General features: G+C 26.5%; 21 protein-coding genes. 5 read left to right on the top strand and 16 right to left on the bottom strand.

Annotated features, from left to right (window positions below; all coding sequences use genetic code 11):
* Window positions 1–23: 23 nt before the first annotated feature.
* Together ABVS04_RS04805 and ABVS04_RS04800 are read right to left on the bottom strand one after the other, a co-directional pair.
* Entirely contained in the window at window positions 24–1,214 is a 1,191-nt protein-coding gene (locus ABVS04_RS04805) for an NnrS family protein (protein WP_368029533.1), read from the bottom strand.
* A gap of 115 nt (window positions 1,215–1,329) precedes the next feature.
* The gene (locus ABVS04_RS04800) at window positions 1,330–2,061 is read right to left on the bottom strand and encodes a tetratricopeptide repeat protein (protein WP_368029532.1); all 732 of its coding nucleotides are present in this window, start codon (window positions 2,059–2,061) and stop codon (window positions 1,330–1,332) included.
* 140 nt (window positions 2,062–2,201) lie between these two features.
* Between ABVS04_RS04800 and ABVS04_RS04795 the strand changes: the two genes are divergently transcribed.
* A complete protein-coding gene (locus ABVS04_RS04795; RefSeq protein ID WP_368029531.1) occupies window positions 2,202–3,050 on the top strand; it encodes a YitT family protein in 849 nt (282 codons plus the stop codon).
* 40 nt (window positions 3,051–3,090) lie between these two features.
* Here the strand turns inward: ABVS04_RS04795 and prx-suh are convergent, their stop codons facing one another.
* The 4 genes from prx-suh to ABVS04_RS04775 all read right to left on the bottom strand — a co-directional run bounded on the left by prx-suh (window position 3,091) and on the right by ABVS04_RS04775 (window position 5,175).
* Complete coding sequence (gene prx-suh / locus ABVS04_RS04790) at window positions 3,091–3,627, bottom strand: thiol peroxidase Prx-SUH (protein ID WP_172125178.1); 537 nt, start codon at window positions 3,625–3,627, stop codon at window positions 3,091–3,093.
* A gap of 96 nt (window positions 3,628–3,723) precedes the next feature.
* A complete protein-coding gene (locus ABVS04_RS04785) occupies window positions 3,724–4,566 on the bottom strand; it encodes a S1 RNA-binding domain-containing protein (RefSeq protein WP_368029530.1) in 843 nt (280 codons plus the stop codon).
* Window positions 4,567–4,586: 20 nt separating this feature from the next.
* Entirely contained in the window at window positions 4,587–4,946 is a 360-nt protein-coding gene (locus ABVS04_RS04780) for a type II toxin-antitoxin system PemK/MazF family toxin (RefSeq protein WP_368029529.1), read from the bottom strand.
* Window positions 4,936–5,175: a ribbon-helix-helix protein, CopG family gene (locus tag ABVS04_RS04775; protein ID WP_368029528.1), complete on the bottom strand. Its 240-nt coding sequence runs from the start codon at window positions 5,173–5,175 to the stop codon at window positions 4,936–4,938. Before ABVS04_RS04775 ends, ABVS04_RS04780 begins: the two co-directional genes overlap by 11 nt.
* A 179-nt stretch (window positions 5,176–5,354) precedes the next feature.
* On the opposite strand from ABVS04_RS04775, the gene ABVS04_RS04770 reads away from it, so the two are divergent.
* Together ABVS04_RS04770 and ABVS04_RS04765 are read left to right on the top strand one after the other, a co-directional pair.
* Complete coding sequence (locus tag ABVS04_RS04770; protein WP_368029527.1) at window positions 5,355–5,765, top strand: hypothetical protein; 411 nt, start codon at window positions 5,355–5,357, stop codon at window positions 5,763–5,765.
* Window positions 5,762–5,947 carry a hypothetical protein gene (locus tag ABVS04_RS04765; RefSeq protein ID WP_368029526.1) on the top strand — a complete coding sequence of 62 codons (186 nt, stop codon included), beginning with the start codon at window positions 5,762–5,764 and terminating at the stop codon, window positions 5,945–5,947. The genes ABVS04_RS04770 and ABVS04_RS04765 overlap by 4 nt, the downstream gene beginning before the upstream one ends.
* 136 nt (window positions 5,948–6,083) lie before the next feature.
* Here ABVS04_RS04765 and ABVS04_RS04760 read toward each other — a convergent pair whose 3' ends face one another.
* From ABVS04_RS04760 to ABVS04_RS04730, 7 genes are read right to left on the bottom strand one after another with little or no spacing between them, the layout of a single operon-like run.
* Window positions 6,084–6,884 carry a metal ABC transporter permease gene (locus ABVS04_RS04760; protein ID WP_368029525.1) on the bottom strand — a complete coding sequence of 267 codons (801 nt, stop codon included), beginning with the start codon at window positions 6,882–6,884 and terminating at the stop codon, window positions 6,084–6,086.
* An 11-nt stretch (window positions 6,885–6,895) separates the two neighbouring features.
* Window positions 6,896–7,636: a metal ABC transporter ATP-binding protein gene (locus ABVS04_RS04755; RefSeq protein WP_368029524.1), complete on the bottom strand. Its 741-nt coding sequence runs from the start codon at window positions 7,634–7,636 to the stop codon at window positions 6,896–6,898.
* A 60-nt stretch (window positions 7,637–7,696) separates the two neighbouring features.
* On the bottom strand, window positions 7,697–8,440 hold the full coding sequence (locus tag ABVS04_RS04750; RefSeq protein WP_368029523.1) for a YdcF family protein: 744 nt from the start codon (window positions 8,438–8,440) through the stop codon (window positions 7,697–7,699).
* Window positions 8,441–10,216 (bottom strand): AmmeMemoRadiSam system radical SAM enzyme, encoded by a 1,776-nt coding sequence (gene amrS / locus ABVS04_RS04745; RefSeq protein WP_368029522.1) that lies wholly within the window; start codon window positions 10,214–10,216, stop codon window positions 8,441–8,443.
* Complete coding sequence (amrA, locus tag ABVS04_RS04740; RefSeq protein ID WP_368029521.1) at window positions 10,216–10,764, bottom strand: AmmeMemoRadiSam system protein A; 549 nt, start codon at window positions 10,762–10,764, stop codon at window positions 10,216–10,218. Before amrA ends, amrS begins: the two co-directional genes overlap by 1 nt.
* An 18-nt stretch (window positions 10,765–10,782) precedes the next feature.
* Window positions 10,783–11,718 carry a ferrochelatase gene (hemH, locus tag ABVS04_RS04735; protein WP_368029520.1) on the bottom strand — a complete coding sequence of 312 codons (936 nt, stop codon included), beginning with the start codon at window positions 11,716–11,718 and terminating at the stop codon, window positions 10,783–10,785.
* A complete protein-coding gene (locus tag ABVS04_RS04730; protein WP_368029519.1) occupies window positions 11,705–12,310 on the bottom strand; it encodes an ATP-binding cassette domain-containing protein in 606 nt (201 codons plus the stop codon). The genes hemH and ABVS04_RS04730 overlap by 14 nt, the downstream gene beginning before the upstream one ends.
* A gap of 200 nt (window positions 12,311–12,510) precedes the next feature.
* Here ABVS04_RS04730 and ABVS04_RS04725 point away from each other — a divergent pair, with 200 nt between their 5' ends.
* Window positions 12,511–12,804, top strand: coding sequence for a cytochrome c (locus tag ABVS04_RS04725; RefSeq protein WP_368029518.1), 294 nt, complete (start codon window positions 12,511–12,513; stop codon window positions 12,802–12,804).
* 12 nt (window positions 12,805–12,816) lie between these two features.
* Here ABVS04_RS04725 and ccoS read toward each other — a convergent pair whose 3' ends face one another.
* A complete protein-coding gene (ccoS, locus tag ABVS04_RS04720) occupies window positions 12,817–13,086 on the bottom strand; it encodes a cbb3-type cytochrome oxidase assembly protein CcoS (RefSeq protein ID WP_368029517.1) in 270 nt (89 codons plus the stop codon).
* 10 nt (window positions 13,087–13,096) lie between these two features.
* Window positions 13,097–15,535: a heavy metal translocating P-type ATPase gene (locus ABVS04_RS04715; protein WP_368029516.1), complete on the bottom strand. Its 2,439-nt coding sequence runs from the start codon at window positions 15,533–15,535 to the stop codon at window positions 13,097–13,099.
* Window positions 15,536–15,650: 115 nt separating this feature from the next.
* Here ABVS04_RS04715 and ABVS04_RS04710 point away from each other — a divergent pair, with 115 nt between their 5' ends.
* Window positions 15,651–17,273, top strand: coding sequence for an EAL domain-containing protein (locus tag ABVS04_RS04710; protein WP_368029515.1), 1,623 nt, complete (start codon window positions 15,651–15,653; stop codon window positions 17,271–17,273).
* Window position 17,274: 1 nt separating this feature from the next.
* Here the strand turns inward: ABVS04_RS04710 and gmk are convergent, their stop codons facing one another.
* Entirely contained in the window at window positions 17,275–17,892 is a 618-nt protein-coding gene (gene gmk / locus ABVS04_RS04705) for a guanylate kinase (protein ID WP_368029606.1), read from the bottom strand.
* Window positions 17,893–17,895 lie beyond the last annotated feature (3 nt).

The following is a 17,895-nucleotide window of genomic DNA, read 5'->3' as shown; positions in this document are numbered from 1 at the left end:
GGATATGTTTAGTAAAAAGCTTTTTATTTCCCTTTCATTAGTATAGTTATATATTTACTTGACCAAACAACTAAGCCCATAATTAATAACACAGCAGTTAGATTTATAAAAAACATATAATTTAAACCAAAATTTAAAGTAAATGAAGAAAAAATTCTTAATAATGCAATAAATTGGATAACTACAAAAATAAATATTGCAAAATTATTTGCATGGGGAGTAGTTCCTGAATGTCCTAAAATTACCCTTGTTCCAAAACCTACAAGTACTGTTAAAAAATATCCAAGAGCCATCGTATGAATCACTGCTTTTTCAAAAATTATGCTAGGGTCATAAAATGCCATTATTCCTTCTATAATTGACACAAAAAAAGCAACTGGAATCCAATAAAGTCCTAAATATAAAACCCACATAATAGCTGGGACTTTAAAAAACGGTAATTTCCATTTTATTAATTCTCTAGTAATCATTACAAATAAAGGAATATCAGCTAATAAATTTAATTTTACATTATCAAAAGATAATAAAACAACTTTAAAAATCAACAATGCAAATATAATTTCTAGTAAATTCTTACTTTTATTTGCTATATAATTTGGTGCTTTTGCTGTTGTAAAAAAAGGAATCATTCTTTGTGAAATAACAAAAATCACCATAAAGATAAAAAGATAAAATCCACCATTTATAGCAAATTTTGATAAATGATGTGAAAAAGGAAAATTAATATTTGAAATTATAAATAATATATGAAAAATAAGTCCAGCAAAAAAAGATATTAAAACCCATTTTGTATCATCTTTTACTTTTACAATACTTTTTTTATGAATTGAATAAAGAAGTTTAAAACTAAGAACTTGTGCAATTAACATCATTATTTGAAATATAAAAACTACATCTGAATAAAAGATAATTGACAGTAAAATTCCTAAAGAACTGATAAAATAGAGAATAAATTGATTCATATACTCTTTTATAACTATTTCTGCTTGAATTAAAAATCTTGGAAAAACTACAAATAAGAATCCTAAGAAAAATTGAATAAAAATTACAAATACCATAGTATAAGCATGAAAAGTTAAAACTGAAGTATCTAAAATAAGAATATTCGAATAAGACGCTGTAAATAACATCATAAAAAGAATTAAAAATAAAACACCACTTGTAAAAAATGGTTGATGTGGTTGAGAAGAAAACTTCTTATACCAAGCTTGCATAACATCTCCTATATAAAGTCTAAATTATTAATATAAAATAGTATCTTTGATTTTGAGAAATTATATCAATTTAGAAAATAATATTCCTTGACTATAAACAAGAGAAAACTCTTGTTTATTTATTTAAATTATCATAAGCTTTACAAGCTAAATCAAAATCCATATTACAAGCTTTATTGAAAAGTTCACTTGCTTTTGAGTTGTCTTTTCTAAGAAAAAGCCCTTCATAATACATAACTCCTAGATTATAACAAGCATTTGCATAGTTTAAATCACATGACTTTTGATAAAGATTTGCAGCTTTTAATGGATTTTTTTCTACACCTTCTTCATTTTTAAATTTTATTGCAAGATTATAACAAGCTTTTGCATGATCTAAATTACAAGCTTGTGTTAAATAATCAACTGCTTTAAAAGAGTCTTTTTCAACTCCATCTTCTTTTTCATACATTATAGATAAATTATAACAAGCAGCAGAGACACCTTTTTGACAACTTCTATCATATAAACTTACAGATTTTGAAGGATCTAACCTTACTCCTAAACCATTTTCAAACATATAAGCAATATTATAACAAGCTTCACCATGTCCTTCATCACATGCTTTTATAAAATAATTTGCTGCTTTTTCATAATCACGCTCTACTCTATTTCCTTTGTAATAAATAAGGCCTGCATTATAGCAACCAGAATAAGCTCCTCCATCGCAAGCTTTTTCAAATATATTTAAAGCTTGAAAAACATTACCTTTGTTATACTCTTCAAAACCATCATTTACTGAAACAGCAAATGAAAACTGAAAGCTTACACAACAAAAGAACATAATTTTTAATAAAAATTTTAACATTGTTTTTCTCCTATAAATAAATATAAAACTACATTATAAATTATACTACTATATTCATTATATTATTTAAATAAACTACTTATTACAAATATTGAGTTAAAATAAAATCTTTTTTTCAAATTTTAACATCTAAGGGTCATATGAATACTTTTTTTACAAAAAATGAACTGATAAACTATATTTTTATTATCACTGGTTCTCTTATTTTATCATTAGCATTAGTTGGTTTTTTTCTTCCAAATGAAATAATCACGGGAGGAACAGCAGGTCTTGCTTTATTACTTCACTATATTACACCTCTTACAATTGGTTCTTTAATCGCCTTGATTAATCTTCCTCTTTTAATAATTGGAAATAAATACCTTGGAAAAATGTTTGCAATAAGAACAATAATCACAATACTTATGATTTCTTTATTCATAGATTTATTTTCCCAAATTATAAAAATAGAAGCATTTATTATTGATACAATTTTAGCTTCTATATTTGGGGGTATTTTTGTAGGTTTAGGATTGGCATTAGTTATAAAAGGAAATTCATCAGCAGGTGGCTCAACTATTCTAGCTAAGATAATATCTTCAAAAACTGAGATTAAAGCTGGTCAAGTTATTTTGATAATTGACATAATCATACTACTATCTTCTTTATTTATTTTTGAAGATAGAGCAAAAGTTTTATGGAGTATCATAAGTATTTATATAACTTCAAAAATGATAGATTATATATTAACTGGAAGTTTAAACAAAAAAGTTGTTTATTTAGTAACACAAAAAACCGATGAACTAAAACATCTAATTACCCAAAAGTTAGGCCCTGAAGGAACTATACTAAAAGGGGAAGGATTATTTGAAAATCAAGAAAAAAAGATGATTTTAATTGTTGTAGAAGTTACAAAACTTCAAAAACTAAGACAAATTGTTAGAGAATCTGATCCTGATGCATTTATGATTATAAGTGAAGCTAGTGAAATGTTAGGAAGAGGAAATTAGAAAAAAAATAAAAGAGTCATAGGACTCTTTCATTTAAAAATTAGTGACAAGTTCCACAACAAGAAGTTGAAGTTGACTCATTAACAGCTGCTAATGCTGCTTCATAATTTGGCTCTTCTGTAATTTCAGGACAAATTTCTTTGTAAGTAATAACACCTGAAGCGTTGATTACAAATACTGCTCTACAAGTAACACCAGCTAACGGCCCTGATGCAACTAATACACCGTAAGATTTAGCAAATGCTTTTGCTCTAAAGTCAGAACCTACAGTTAAATTTTCAATTCCTTCAGTTGTACAAAATCTTCCCATTGCAAATGGTAAATCCATAGAAACTACGATTACTTCTGCATTTTCAACTTTAGCTGCTGCTTCATTGAATTTTCTTGTTTCTGCTGCACAAACTGCTGTATCTAAAGAAGGTACTACAACTACGATTTGAGCTTTACCTTTTTGACCACCAACTTGAACATCTGATAAATCTTTTGCTACTACTGTAACTACTGGAGCTACATCCCCTACTTTTACATCTGTACCACTTAAAGTAACTTCGTTACCTTTTAATTTTGTTGTTGCCATTATTTTCCTTTTTAAAAATATTTAACGAATTATAATTAAATAGGATAAAAAAACTCTTAATTGTTTGCAATCAAGTTGTAATTTTTAAATTTGTTACTATTTAACTCTAATTGAATTTTCTTCTAATACAATTCTATCTTCTGCTAATAGTTTTGTCAATGATGCTTTAAAAGCTTTTTTACTAATACCAAATTTAGCATTAATATCACTAGCTTCACTTTTGTATGTAAAAGGCAGCTTTCCGCCATTTTGTACTAAAACATCATAAACTTTATCCCCTGAAACTTTTTCACCTATTTTTTGTAAAGAAATATCAAGTTTATTATCATCTCTAATATTTTTTACATAGGCTCTTTTTTTATCACCTATTTTTATATTTTCAAAAATTTCTGAGTGATAAATAATTCCATCATATCTATCATTTACAATAACTTTATATCCAAGAGGTGTTTTAGAGTATAAAATAATCTCTACTTCATCATTTTTCTCTAAGTTTTTTATCTCTTTTAATAAATCAAATTTTTCAGAAGCTATCAATCTATCTGTTTTATCATCAAGCTGAAGTTGTAATACTTTTCTATCACCTATATTAAAAGAACTACTTTTTTGTTTATTTTTAGGAACTAAAATATGCTTAGGTAATCCAATATCTACAAAAGACCCAAATTTCATATTATCCACAACTTCTAAAGATGCAAATTCATATAAATATACATAAGGCTTAAGTGTAGTAGCCACTAATCTATCTTCACTATCTGTATAAATAAATACATCAAGAAAGCTTCCTATTTCCATAGATTTTGTTACATATGCATTTGGAAGCAACACTTCAGTTTGGTCATCACTTATTAAGTAAATTCCAGGTTCACTCACTCTATTAACAGCAAGTGTATTTAACTCGCCTACGTAGATGTGTTCGTTTATTTGTTTTTCATTCATTTTGGTTTTTCCGTTTCTTTTTAATTTATTTTATATGTTGGATTCAAAATTTTTGCAATAGTTTGATGAACTTGAAGTAATAATAATTTATCAATTTCTCCAATTTTTTTATCAAATCTATCTACTGCAAAACTTTTTATCTGAAAACATTCAATTGATGAATCTTTTGATAATTTATTTATATCATCTGGAATTATCTTGATAATCCAAGGATAATCAATATAGTGTTCTTTCCATTGTGTAATTGGAACAACAATTTTAATTCCGAATCTGCCTATTCTATCATCATTTACCACAATTGCAGGTCGTAATTTTTGGATTTCATTAGCAACACTTGGTTCAAAATTCACCATCCATATTTCGCCTTGATTAATATTCAAAGATTTTTCCTTCTGCATTTCCTAATTCTTTTGATAAAGATTGATACTTTTTATCAGCAGAAGCTAGTAATGCACCTTTTTCCCATTTCTCCAACTCTTTTTTTTCTAAATAAGCCTCTAGAGCTTCTTTGTAAATAGCTGACATTGACGTTTTTAATTCAGCTTTAATATTTACAAGTTTTTCTTTTAAATCATGGGGAATTGTAACAGTTATTTTTTCAGCTGTCATATTAAACTCCTTATTTTTATTCTTATTATAACTATGTATTTAAAATAAGTCAATGAATCAAAATTAGATATTTAGCTTTTTCATTGTTTAAAATGGAAATATTGAGAATAAAAAATTATTAATTAATAAGAAATTAATATATATACAATAAATGCCAAATTAAAAAACAAGGAAGAAATATGAAAAAAATAGTCTTTTTGCTATTTGTGTGTTTAAATCTTTTTGCACAAGAGGTTTATGATTTAAGAGATAAAACTACAAATACTGCAGCTGGCTGGTTTATATATAATGAAAATGAAAATCTTAATCTTGGGGAGAATGATTTATCACGTCTTTTCCCTAAAGAATATGAAATTTTGAGAAATGCAACAAATGCAATTGATTTTGAAGATGGAATTAATGCTCTTAATATAAAAGCACAGAATTTAAGAATAAACCCTAAAATAGGCGATATTATTATTTATGGACAAAAAGAAATAATTGCTGGATATCATAAAAAATTTATGATTATGCCAAATGAAGGTAAGGTAGAAAATGGCCAATCAGTTATCTATTTCTTTCCAGAGTCAAGAGATTTTGCAAAAAAATGACTACAAAGAATCCTGAAAAGATTAGTTATGAAATAAGTGGAATTATTCAAAAGATGCCAAGCCAAGGCAAAAATTATTTTGTTCTAAGAAATCAAAAAATAAGTCTTTTTGATAAAGATAATAATAGAATTGCAATAAAAGAACTTTCAATAGATAGCGGAATTGAAATAGAGTATAAATAATGTCAAAATCTGATGAAATTAGAATTTGTAATGTAAGAAATGTTCTTCAATCAAATAAAGAAAACTCAAATATAACTTGGAATAAAGAAGAACATACTTATATGTTTTTATAAAATAAGAGAAACAGCTGTTTCTCTTATCTTTTAAATTTAATCAATTTCACAAAAGCCAATATAACAACAGCAACCATAATAATACTTGCACCTGAACTAATATCATAAATATATGAAACTACAAGTCCTAAGATTGTAAATATCGTAGCTAAAATTGAACTAATTACCATCATTGTTGATAATCTTGAAGCAAAACTTTCAGCTAGATAAGTAGGGATTGTCAAAAGTGCAATTACTAATATCAAACCTACAGCTTTAATTGCGGCAACTACGCAAAGTGCGGCTAGAATTAAAATCAAAGTATAAAAAAACTTTACATTTATTCCTCTAAGTGTTGCAAACTCACTATCATAAGAAACGGCAAGTATTTGTTTATAAAAAAACACTACTGTGCAAACTATAAAAATATCTAAAAGACTCATATATATTAAATCATCATTTGATACAGCAATAATAGATCCAAATAAATATGACATCAAATCCACATTATATCCAGGAGTTAAATCCACAAATATAATACCAATAGCCATACCACTTGCCCACATCATACCAATAATTGCATCTATTCTATTTCTATTATTTAAAGTTATAATAGCAATTATTACAGCAGTTATAACTGCAAAAACTGTAGCTCCAAAAAGAACTGGAAGTCCTAAATAAATAGCAAGTCCTATTCCACCATAAGAGCTATGTGCAATTCCACCTGTTAAAAAAGTGATTTTATTAACTACTACTAAACTTCCTATTATTCCTGCTGCAATTGATATTAGTACACCTGCTATTAAAGCATTTTGAATAAAATCGTATTGTAATACTTCTAACATATTAAAAAGCCTTAATGATCATGATTACAACAAACTTGAGTTTTTCCCAAAGCCGATAAAAGCTCAACTTCGCATAAATGCTCATTTTGTGTATCTAAATTTTTTTGTATATTTTCTAAAGAATGATAAACTAAGTTTTTATTTATATGTGCAACATTTTTTGCATAGTTTAATAAAACTGAAATATCATGACTAACTACGACTATACATATAAATTTGTTTAATTCTTTTAATAATTCGTAGATTTCCCTTTGACCTTTTACATCAATACTTGCAGTTGGTTCATCTAAAAGCATGATTTTTGGATTTGAACATAAAGCACGGGCAATAAAAACCCTTTGTCTTTGACCTCCACTTAAATCACCAATTTTAGAGTTTGCAAATTTATCCATACTAACTTTTTTTAAAGAATCCATGGCACAAGCTATATCTTCTTTTGAGTAACCAAATATTCTTTTTTTTGAAACTATATGTCCCATTAAAACTATTTCTAAAGCAGTTATTGGAAAATCTATATTTAAATTTGTATTTTGAGGAACATATCCTATTAAAGAGTTTTTTAATTTTTTATCTATTTTTCCAGTAACTGGCGTTAATAATCCTAAAATCAGTTTAAGAAGTGTTGATTTTCCTCCACCATTTGGACCGATTATTGCTAAAAAATCATCGTCTTTTATTGATAAATTTATATTTTCTAGTACATCTGTTTTATGATATTTGTAATATAAATTACTAATATTTATTAATTCCACTTAAAACCTTTTATTCTGCAACTTTGTTGCAATATTAGCGAAGATTGGATTAATCTAATATCAAATTTCATTTCTAAGATAAGAATATATTAATCCTAGATATTCATGAATAGCCATTTCACTTTTTCTTATATTTGAAGCTTCAATATAAGAAGATAAAGAAGTAGCTTTGTATGATAGATGATTTGTAGGACTTGGTATTATATTTAAGCCCTCTTTTTCAAATAATAAAACTGCTCTTTTCATATGAAAAGCAGATGTTACTAAGATAACTTTTTTATCAGCGATTATTTTTTTTGTTTCAACAGCTTCTTCTTGTGTATCTTTTGGAGTATCAAGTCTTATAATATCAGCTGGATTTACACCTAATGAGATTGCTAGTTTTTCTTGCATAAAAGCGTGAGAATTTTTATCAAACCCTCCATATCCTGAAACTATTAGTTTTGCATTTTCAAGATTTTTATAGTGTCTTATACCTTCAACTAAACGATTAATAGCAATTCCTTTTACTTGAGAAGTTATACTTAAATCATCATCACTTCTATGTTCACTTCCTAAAACTAATACATATTCAACTTTAGGTGTTTCAAGTAATGTATCATAGGTGTTTTCAAGGGGTTTTAATAAAGCATTTGCAAAGGGTTGAAAAGAAAATAGGAAAAACCAACAAATAGCTAAAAATAAAAATACTTTTGCTTTTTTATATGAATTAAACATCAAATAAAGAAAAGAGAGTAAAAGTAAAAAAAGACCAATTGGAATTGGCAACAAAAAAGCTGAAACAATTTTTTTAAATAAAAACATCTAATTCCCTATTAAAGCAGAAGCATAACCAACTACTCTTGATGCATCTTTTGTTCTATTATAACTAGTACAATAATACAACACTTTTGTATCAAAGCCTTTTTTAATAGCTGATTTAATTACAGCTTTTACACCTAATTTTCCACAAGCTTCACAGCCTTTATCAAAAAGTTCTAGGTCTTTTTTTGCAATTGCATTTAAACAAATATTATCTAATTGATTTGCTTTTTCTTGTGTATAAAAATGACTTAAATCAGTTGAAATAACTAATAAGTTTTCCTCATCATCCAAAACCTCATCAATTAAAAGTGATAACTCTTCATAAGGCATTTTTCCATATACGATTTCTACAATTGAAGCATCACCAAAATAGTGCTTTATAAAAGGAGCTTGGGTTTCTGTTGAGTGCTCTAAATGCATATTATCTTCAAAACCTAAGAAAGTATACTTATCTTTTAAATTATTTGAATAGTTTTTATCAATACTTATATTTCCTAAAGGAGTTTCATATTCATCATATAAAGCAATACTAGCCCCTTCATAATACATACTATGGCATGGACCAATGACAATTACTCTTTTTGGCTTTTTATCTTTTGCAATAAAGTATGCTAAATTTGCTGTTAGCCCACTATAAATATATCCCGCATGTGGAACTATAATAGCTTTAGTATTATATGTTCCATTTATTGTAATTTGTTTATTAAACTCTTCAAAATATTTTAAAATCTCTTCTTTATTATTTGGATAAAAAGAGCCTGCAAAACCTGTTTTTCTTATAGTTTTCATTTTAGGATATACTCCTTGTATTTTATAATTGCATTTTGGACATTTACCATTTTTTAGATTATTTTCTATAACTTCAAATCTATTTCTTTTTAAAACTGCATGATTGCAATTTGGACAAAGTGTATCATTTTGCAAAGAGGTATTTCCAATATATACATATTTTAATCCAGCTTTTTTACCTATTTCATAAGCCATTTGCAAAGACTCTATTGAAGTGTGAGGAATATGCATATCTTTGTAATCTGGATGAAAAGATGAAATATGCCAAGGAGTAAATTCATCAAGTTCTTCTTTTATAAACTTTGCTATTTTTTCAAGCTCTTGCTTTGAATCATTTTTTCCAGGAACCAATAAAGTTGTGATTTCTACCCAAATATCATTTTTCTTAAAATGCTTTAGATTTTCTAACACTTGATTTAGATTTCCACCAAGATTTGATTTATAATAGCTTTGACTAAAACATTTTAAATCAATATTAACAGCATCAATTAAACCTTTCATATCATCAATAACTTCGCTACTTTCAAAACCATTACTTACATAAACACTTTTTATTCCATATTTTTTTGCTTCTATTGCTATATCTTTTGCATATGGATAAAAAATTGTTGGTTCATTATATGTATAAGAGATTGATTCACACTTATATTTTAAGGCCATATTTACAACGTCTTTTGGGCTATGATATTTTGATTTATCTATATTTTTTTCTTGAGAAATTCCATGGTTTTGACAAAATGAACATTTAAAATTACAACCAACTGTTCCTAAAGATAAGGATTTAGATTTTGGCAAAAAATGATACAAAGGTTTTTTTTCAATTGGATCAATATTTAGTGCACTTATATGTCCATAAACCAAACACTCAATTTTATCTGCAATATTTTTATTTACTCCACAAATACCTATTTGATTCTCTTTTAATCTACAATAGTAAGAACATAAAAGACAAACTAATCTGTCTTTATCTTCTTTATAAAATTGCATTATTTAATCTTTGTTGCTGTGTATGTACAGATAACTGGATGTAAATCTAAACAAGATTTAGAAAAACCAGCTTTTTTTGATAGTTGAGTAAAAAAATCATCAAAATCAGGAATCTGCTCCCAAACTTGTGGTAAAAATGTTGCTCTTTTATTTTGACATTCTAAAATAATACCATGCTCAAAAGGTTTAATTTTTGTTTTTAAATCTTCAATTCCATCATATTTTAAGACAAGAGCTGGAGTTAAAATAGATATTTCTATCTCTATTTTTTTAAACTCTTCAATAGTTAATCTTGGAAATCTCAAATCAGAAAAAGCAGAACTATGGGCATTTGAGATAACTTCTTCAAGTAAAGTTCTATGTGCAACTAAAGAACCAATACAACCTCTTAATTTTCCATTTAAATTTATGGTTACAAAACAAGCTCTTTTTTCATTTAAAATAGGAAACTTCATTCTTAAGCTTTCTTTATCAATTTTGAAAGAGTGATTAAATTCATTTAAAATTGAAGTTCTTGCAATCTCTAATAAAATATCTTCAATTTTCATATACATTCCTATCTTAGTCTATTTTATAATATCTTTTATAGCTTCTATAAACTCATCACTGTCATTCACACATTTACAAACTTGATAATCTTTTATTCCTATTTCATGGGCGATTTCTCTATACTCAATATCAAGTTCAAAATCTGTTTCAGAGTTATCAACGATAAAAGCTATTGGATAAATTATTACATTTTGATCTTTAAAGTTTTTTAGCATCTCATCAAGTGAAGGATCAAGCCATTTCATTGGCCCTACTTTTGATTGATATGCTAAATTTATTGATTTGAAATTTATATTTTTTTCTTGTAATTTTTTTGAAAGTATTTCAACATGCTCTACCATTTGTTCTTGATATGGATCACCTGCATCTACAATTTTTTGAGGAAGTCCATGAGCTGAGAAAATTAAATTATACTCACAGGCATCACTTGTTTTTGAAATGATTTCATTTATAATGCAATCATTAAATAAATCATTTTTATAAAATGTTTCTATATATCTTACATTTTTTCCAAATGTATAAGGAAGATGATCAATAAAATCTTCAATTGATGACTTTGTAGTTGTTGTTGAAAACTGTGGATATAAAGGTAGCATTACTATTTCACTCATTTTATCTGCTATTATTTGTTTTATCACATCATCGGCAAAAGGAGGTGTATAACGCATTACTTGATAAGTAGTAAAACCTTCTATTTTTTCATTACACTTTTCTACTAGTTTTTCAGTTAAAGGATTAATAGGAGAAGCATTTCCTATCTCCTCATAATTTTTCCAAGCACTATTTAATCTTGTCGTTGTAATAAAAAATGCTATCATTTTTCTAATCAATGGATTCTTTACTGTTATTATATTTCTATCATTAAACATATTTGTTAAAAACATTTTTAATTCAGCTTTATTTCTAGCTCCACCCATATTTAGTAAAACTAAAGCTTTTTTATTTTCTTGCATTTTCTTCTAACCTTATTATTTTATCACTACACCATGAAGCCATTTCTAAATCATGTGTTATTAGTAGTATTGCACAATTATCAAGTAAGTTTATTAATAATTTCATTACATCATAAGCTATGATATTATCTAAAGCGGATGTTGGTTCATCTACTAATAATAAATCTGGCTTCATCAAAAGTGCTCGCAAAATAGAGCATCTTTGAAGTTGTCCTCCACTTAATTCATGTGGTTTTTTTTCTAATAAATTTTTATCTAAACTTAATTTTAATAAAAATTCATTTAATTCTTCTTTTTTATAATCATTTCTTATAACATCTTTTATTTGTTCAAAGATTGTATATGTTGGATGAAAGGAGTTATATGGATCTTGAAAGATCATACTAATATTGGATTTCTTTATTGTTCCATTTATAGGTTTTAATGTTCCTAAAATCAGTTCAAATAGCGTTGTTTTTCCGCTTCCACTCTTACCAAAAATCGTAACTAATTCACCTTTTTTTAACTCTAATGAAAAATTATTATATATAGGATTATCTTTTTTATAAAAAAAAGTTAAATTTTTTATCTCTAAAACTAAATCTTTATTCAATATATAGGCCCTTATTTTTAAAATATTACTATAGTCAAAATAAGCTTTATTTTTCCTCTTGAAAAATCTTTTTCTTTTTCACATTTCTTATACAATTATAAGGAAAACTTACAATTGCATTTATAAAAAAAGTAAAAATATTAAGCATAAAAAAAAGTAAAAAAAGCTAGAATATTTTTTCTAAAAATTAAGGAGAAAAAATGAAAAAAATCGTATTAACTGCAATCTTTGCAGCTGCAACAGCAGCATCATTATCAGCTGCTTCTATAGCTGCATGTGCTTCATGTCATGGTGCTAATTTTGATAAACCTGCTTTAGGTAAATCTGAAATCGTAAAAGGTTGGGATGAAGCTAAAATAGTTGCATCATTAAATGGATACAAAGCTGGAACTTTAAATGTTCACGGTATGGGTGCTGTTATGAAAGGTCAAGTTGCTAAATTAAGTGACGCTGACATTGCTGATATTGCAAAGCAAATAGCTGCAATAAAATAATTTATTAGAGAGTTAGTCAATTTTTTGACTAACTTTTTTCTCCTCTTTATCTTCTTCTTTTTTTATTTCACTTATAAGTTTTGATTCTTTTGCTTCTTTCGAATTTTTTTCTTTATTTATAGCATCATTTAAATCATCAACACTATCAAATAGTAAACCATTTACTATTTTATTAGAATCATCAAACTGACCACTTCGCGCCGCCCAAACAAAAATCATTAATAATCCAGCAGAAATTATAATTCCAACAATTAACATAAAAAACAAAGTATCATCTATCATTTTTATAATCCTATTTCATTTTTATTCTAAGTGAATTTAATACAACCATTAGTGAACTTAAACTCATTGATAACGCAGCAACTAAAGGAATAACATACCCAGCCATTGCTAAAGGTATTGTTACTGCATTATAAATAATTGATAAGCCTAAATTTTGTTTTATAAATTTATATGTTTTATTTGATATCACAAATGCTTCTTCTAGGGAACTAAGGGTAGAATTTAATAACACTATGTCAGAAACAGCAAGTGAAACTCCAGCTGAATTTCCCATAGCAACAGCGACATCTGCATTTCCTAAAGCAACACTATCATTCACTCCATCTCCAACCATAACAACTGTTTTATTCTCTTTTTTTAATTGTTTTATATAATCTGCTTTTGAAACAGGTGTTTGAGCAGAAAAATATTTACTTATATTTAATTGCTTTGCAATTCTTGATGCAACTTGTTCATTATCTCCTGTCAACATTACTATATCAATATTTTTATTTTGTAAAAATGCAATTAACTCTTTTGCATTATCTTTTATCTCATCTTCAAGTTCAAATGTTGCTATAACTATTTTATTGATTGCAAATAAATAAACTGTTTTAGAAGAATCAAATTTATAGTAAATATCATTTTGTTTTAGTAATTCAATATTTCCACCTAATAACTCAAATGATTTGCCTTCAAGATTTTCATATAGTGCACTCATTCCCTTTGCTTCAAGATTTTTTACATTTAAAAGATTTTTACTTTCTAACTCATATTTTGATATTAAATATTTTTTAATTGAAATACTAACAGGATGAGTTGATGCATCTAAAAGTGAATATAAAAGGTTTAATTTATGAATATTATCATCCATAATTCTGGCTTTTACAACATTTAATTCACCCTTTGTTAGAGTTCCTGTTTTATCAAAAACAACAGTATTTGCAACTGCTAGGGTTTCGATAAACTTAGCTTCTTTAAATAATAAGCCTTTCTTTGCAAGCTCTGAAATTCCTATTAAACTAGCCATTGGAGTAGCAAGAGCTAAAGCACAAGGACATGCGATTACTATTACAGAGATTGCTACAATAAATGATTTTTCAAAATGATTAGTTCCTGCATAATCAAAACCTAAATCTATCCCCATAAAATACCAAACTAAAAAAGTAAGCAAAGATAAAGACAAAATGGTAACGGAAAAACCTTTTGATATTTCAGCAGCTTTAGTTTGTATGGTTGGTTTTGAATTTAATGAATCTTCAAGCAAAGCAACAATAGATGAAAAAGTAGAATTTTTAAAACTTTTTGTTACTTCAAACTGAATCAAAGAATCCATATTTATAGTTCCACTATAAACTAAATCATCTATTTTTTTATATACAGGCATTGATTCTCCAGTAAGTGATGATTCATCAAAAGAACCCTCACCTATTAGAATTTTACCATCAACTGGCACTTTCTCCCCTGCTTTTATCTCAACTATATCGCCTATTGATATACTATTTAATGCAAGAGTTTTTTTACCTTCTTTTGTTACAACAACAGCTTCTAAAGGTAGAGTTGATTTTATTTTATCAAGGGTATCAACAGCAGATTTTTTTCCAATAACTTCTAAATATTTCCCAACAAGAACAAAGGTAATAATCATGGCAACTGAATCAAAATAACTTTCCCCTTTTGCTCCAAAAAGAATAAATAAAGAGTAAATATATGTTAATGTTGCTCCAAAAGAGACTAAAAAATCCATATTTAACATACGGTTTTTTAATCCATAATAAGCACCCTTGTAAAAAATCCATCCACTATAAAATAAAACTGGAGTAGAAAGAAGAAACTCTCCTATATGAATCATATGTTTTACTTCATCCGAAATACCTGTAAAAAAACCTGTATATTTTGCAACACTTAGCATCATAATATTCATACTTGCAATTACAGCAACCATCATACGAATAGAATAATCTCTTTTGGCTTTTGATGCTTGAAGATCAGCAATACTTGAATCATATGCATAAGCGTTATAACCAATTGATCTGATTTTTAAAATGATTTCTGATAGTTTTAATTTTTCATTATCCCAAACTATCCTTGCTTTATTTGTAGTGAAATTAATATTTGCTTCAACAATACCTTTTGTGTCATACAAAATTTTTTCATTTAACCAAACACAAGCAGCACAATGAATTCCCTCAATTATCAAATCTATTTGTGAAAAACCTTCTTTTGTAGTGCTTACATAATTATCTAAAAAATTTAAAGAATCAAATTTATCAACATCATCATTATCAAGTTTTAAAGGTGGAGCTATTGTTTTATTTCCAAGTTTATCGTAAAAAGAGTCCAAGCCATCATCTTTTAATAAATGATAAACACCTTGACAACCCTTACAACAAAAATTTAAATCTTCTTCTTTTATCATAATATCTTTGGAAAACTCTAAATGACAATGATTACACTTTACTTTTGACAAAAACGCTCCTAGCTTGACAATAAAATTACTTCTTTTTTTTGATTAATAATTTTGAGTTTGTAATTATGTTTAATTATGATATTATATCTTAATAATTTTAGAGAGAGACTTAATAATGATAAATAATATTTCAATACTAAAAAACATAACTATCCTATATGCTGAAGACGAAAAAGACTTAAGAGAAGTTACTCATCAAATACTAAAAGGTTTTACAAAAAAGCAGTATGTTGCCCAAAATGGACAAGAAGGATTAGAATTATTTAAAGCCCATGAAAACGAGATAGATTTAATTATTACAGATGTAAATATGCCTGTAATGAATGGCTTAGATATGGTAAAAGAAATAAAAAAAATCAATTTAAATATCCCTATTATCGTAGCAACAGCATTTTCAAATAAAGAATATTTACTAGAAGCAATTGACATAGGTGTTGATAAATATGTTTTAAAACCTATCGATATTGCAAAACTTTTACAAGTAATGTCACAATCTTTAATTTATCATGAATTAAAAGACCTATATACAGATACTCTAACAAATCTACCAAATAGAAATAAATTAAAAAAAGATTTGGATGAAAATAATATCGATTTAATGGCATTACTTGATGTGGATGAATTTTCGACTATAAATGATCTTTTTGGAGAAAAAATTGGTGATACTATTCTTTATGAATTAGCTAATAAAATAAAAAACTATTTTCCAAAGAATGAATATTTTGTTTATAGAATGGAAGCTGATAAATTTGCGATTGTTGCAAAACAAAATAATAAAGATGTAAATGAATTTTATGATTTATGCAAAGCTTTTGCAGATAAAATTGAAAAAGAATCTTTACTGATAGAAGAAGATGAAATTGATATAAATATCACAATAGGAATAGCCCAAGGAGATGGAGCAAGAGCATTTAAATACTCTCAAAGGGTAATTAACTATGCAAGAACAAAACTTCAAAGAATCATGATTTACAATGAATCATTTAGAATACAACAATCTTTTGAAGAAAATATAAAATGGGTAAAACAGTTAAAAGTTGGATTTAGAGAAAATTTATTTCAAGCATATTTCCAACCAATTGTTGACACTAATACAAAAGTTATATATAAATATGAAGCTTTAATTAGATATATCACAAAAGAAGGAGTAGAAATAGCTCCATATAATTTTATAAATGTTGCTAAAAAAACAAAACTTTATCCAAATATAATCAAAATTGTAATTCAGGACTCTTTTAATCTAATTAAGACTAAAAACAAAAGAGTTTCAGTTAATATCTCTTTTGATGATATTGCAAATGATGAAACAACTGCATTTATATATGAAATATTAGAACAAAATAGAGAATATACTAAATTCTTGGAGTTTGAAATCCTAGAATCAGAGGAAATTTCTGATTTTAATGAAGTTTCAAAGTTTATTAGTGAAATCAAGAAATTTGATTGTATTGTTGGTGTTGATGATTTTGGAGCTGGATATTCTAACTTTAACCTTCTAACACTACTTGATATTGATTTTGTTAAAATTGATGGTTCTTTAATTGAAAAAATAACTACTTCAAAAGATTTAGAAATTATTGTAAATACAATTGCCAATTTCTCAAAAGAGTTCAAAGTAAAAACAGTAGCTGAATATGTATCAAATGAAGATATCTTTAATAAAATAAAAGAGTTAAATATAGACTATTGTCAAGGTTACTATTTTGATAGACCTTTGAGTTATGATAATGTCAAATAGGCTAATTTAGCCAATTTGATATGATTTTATCTTTTTCAAAAAGCTTTGTTTTTATTCTTGTAATATTAGCAATACAAACTAACTCTTTTGCTGCTATTTCTAAATTATCATTTACAATCAAATAATCATAATCTTGAAAAAATTCAACTTCACCCTTAGCATTTTTGATTCTTTTCTCAATAATATCACTACTATCTGTATTTCTAGCATTTAATCTTTCTTCTAATACTCTTAAAGATGGTGTTGTTATAAATACCGAAGTTACAATTGAATTTAGTTTAGATCTAACTATCTCATGCCCTTGCACATCTATATCAAAGATAACTAGCTTTCCTTCTTGTAATGCTTTGTTAATTGGAGTTAAAGAAGTTCCATAATAGTTATCATGAACTTTTGCATATTCTAAAAAATTATCATTTTCTATATCTTTTTCAAACTCTTCTTTTGTAACGAAAAAATAATCAACACCATTAACTTCTCCTGTTCTTGGTGTTCTTGTTGTAGTTGATATCGAAAAATAGTAATCACTTATATCTTTATACACTTCTTTTAATAATGTAGATTTCCCACAACCACTAGGTCCAGAAAGAATTAATATTGCGCCTTTTTTTTCATTAATCAA

Origin of the sequence: Arcobacter sp. s6 (assembly GCF_040884245.1) — a bacterium.
Taxonomy (GTDB): Bacteria; Campylobacterota; Campylobacteria; order Campylobacterales; family Arcobacteraceae; genus Aliarcobacter.
The sequence above is the reverse complement of the archived record's forward strand: the minus strand, read 5'-3'. Positions and strand labels throughout refer to the sequence as shown.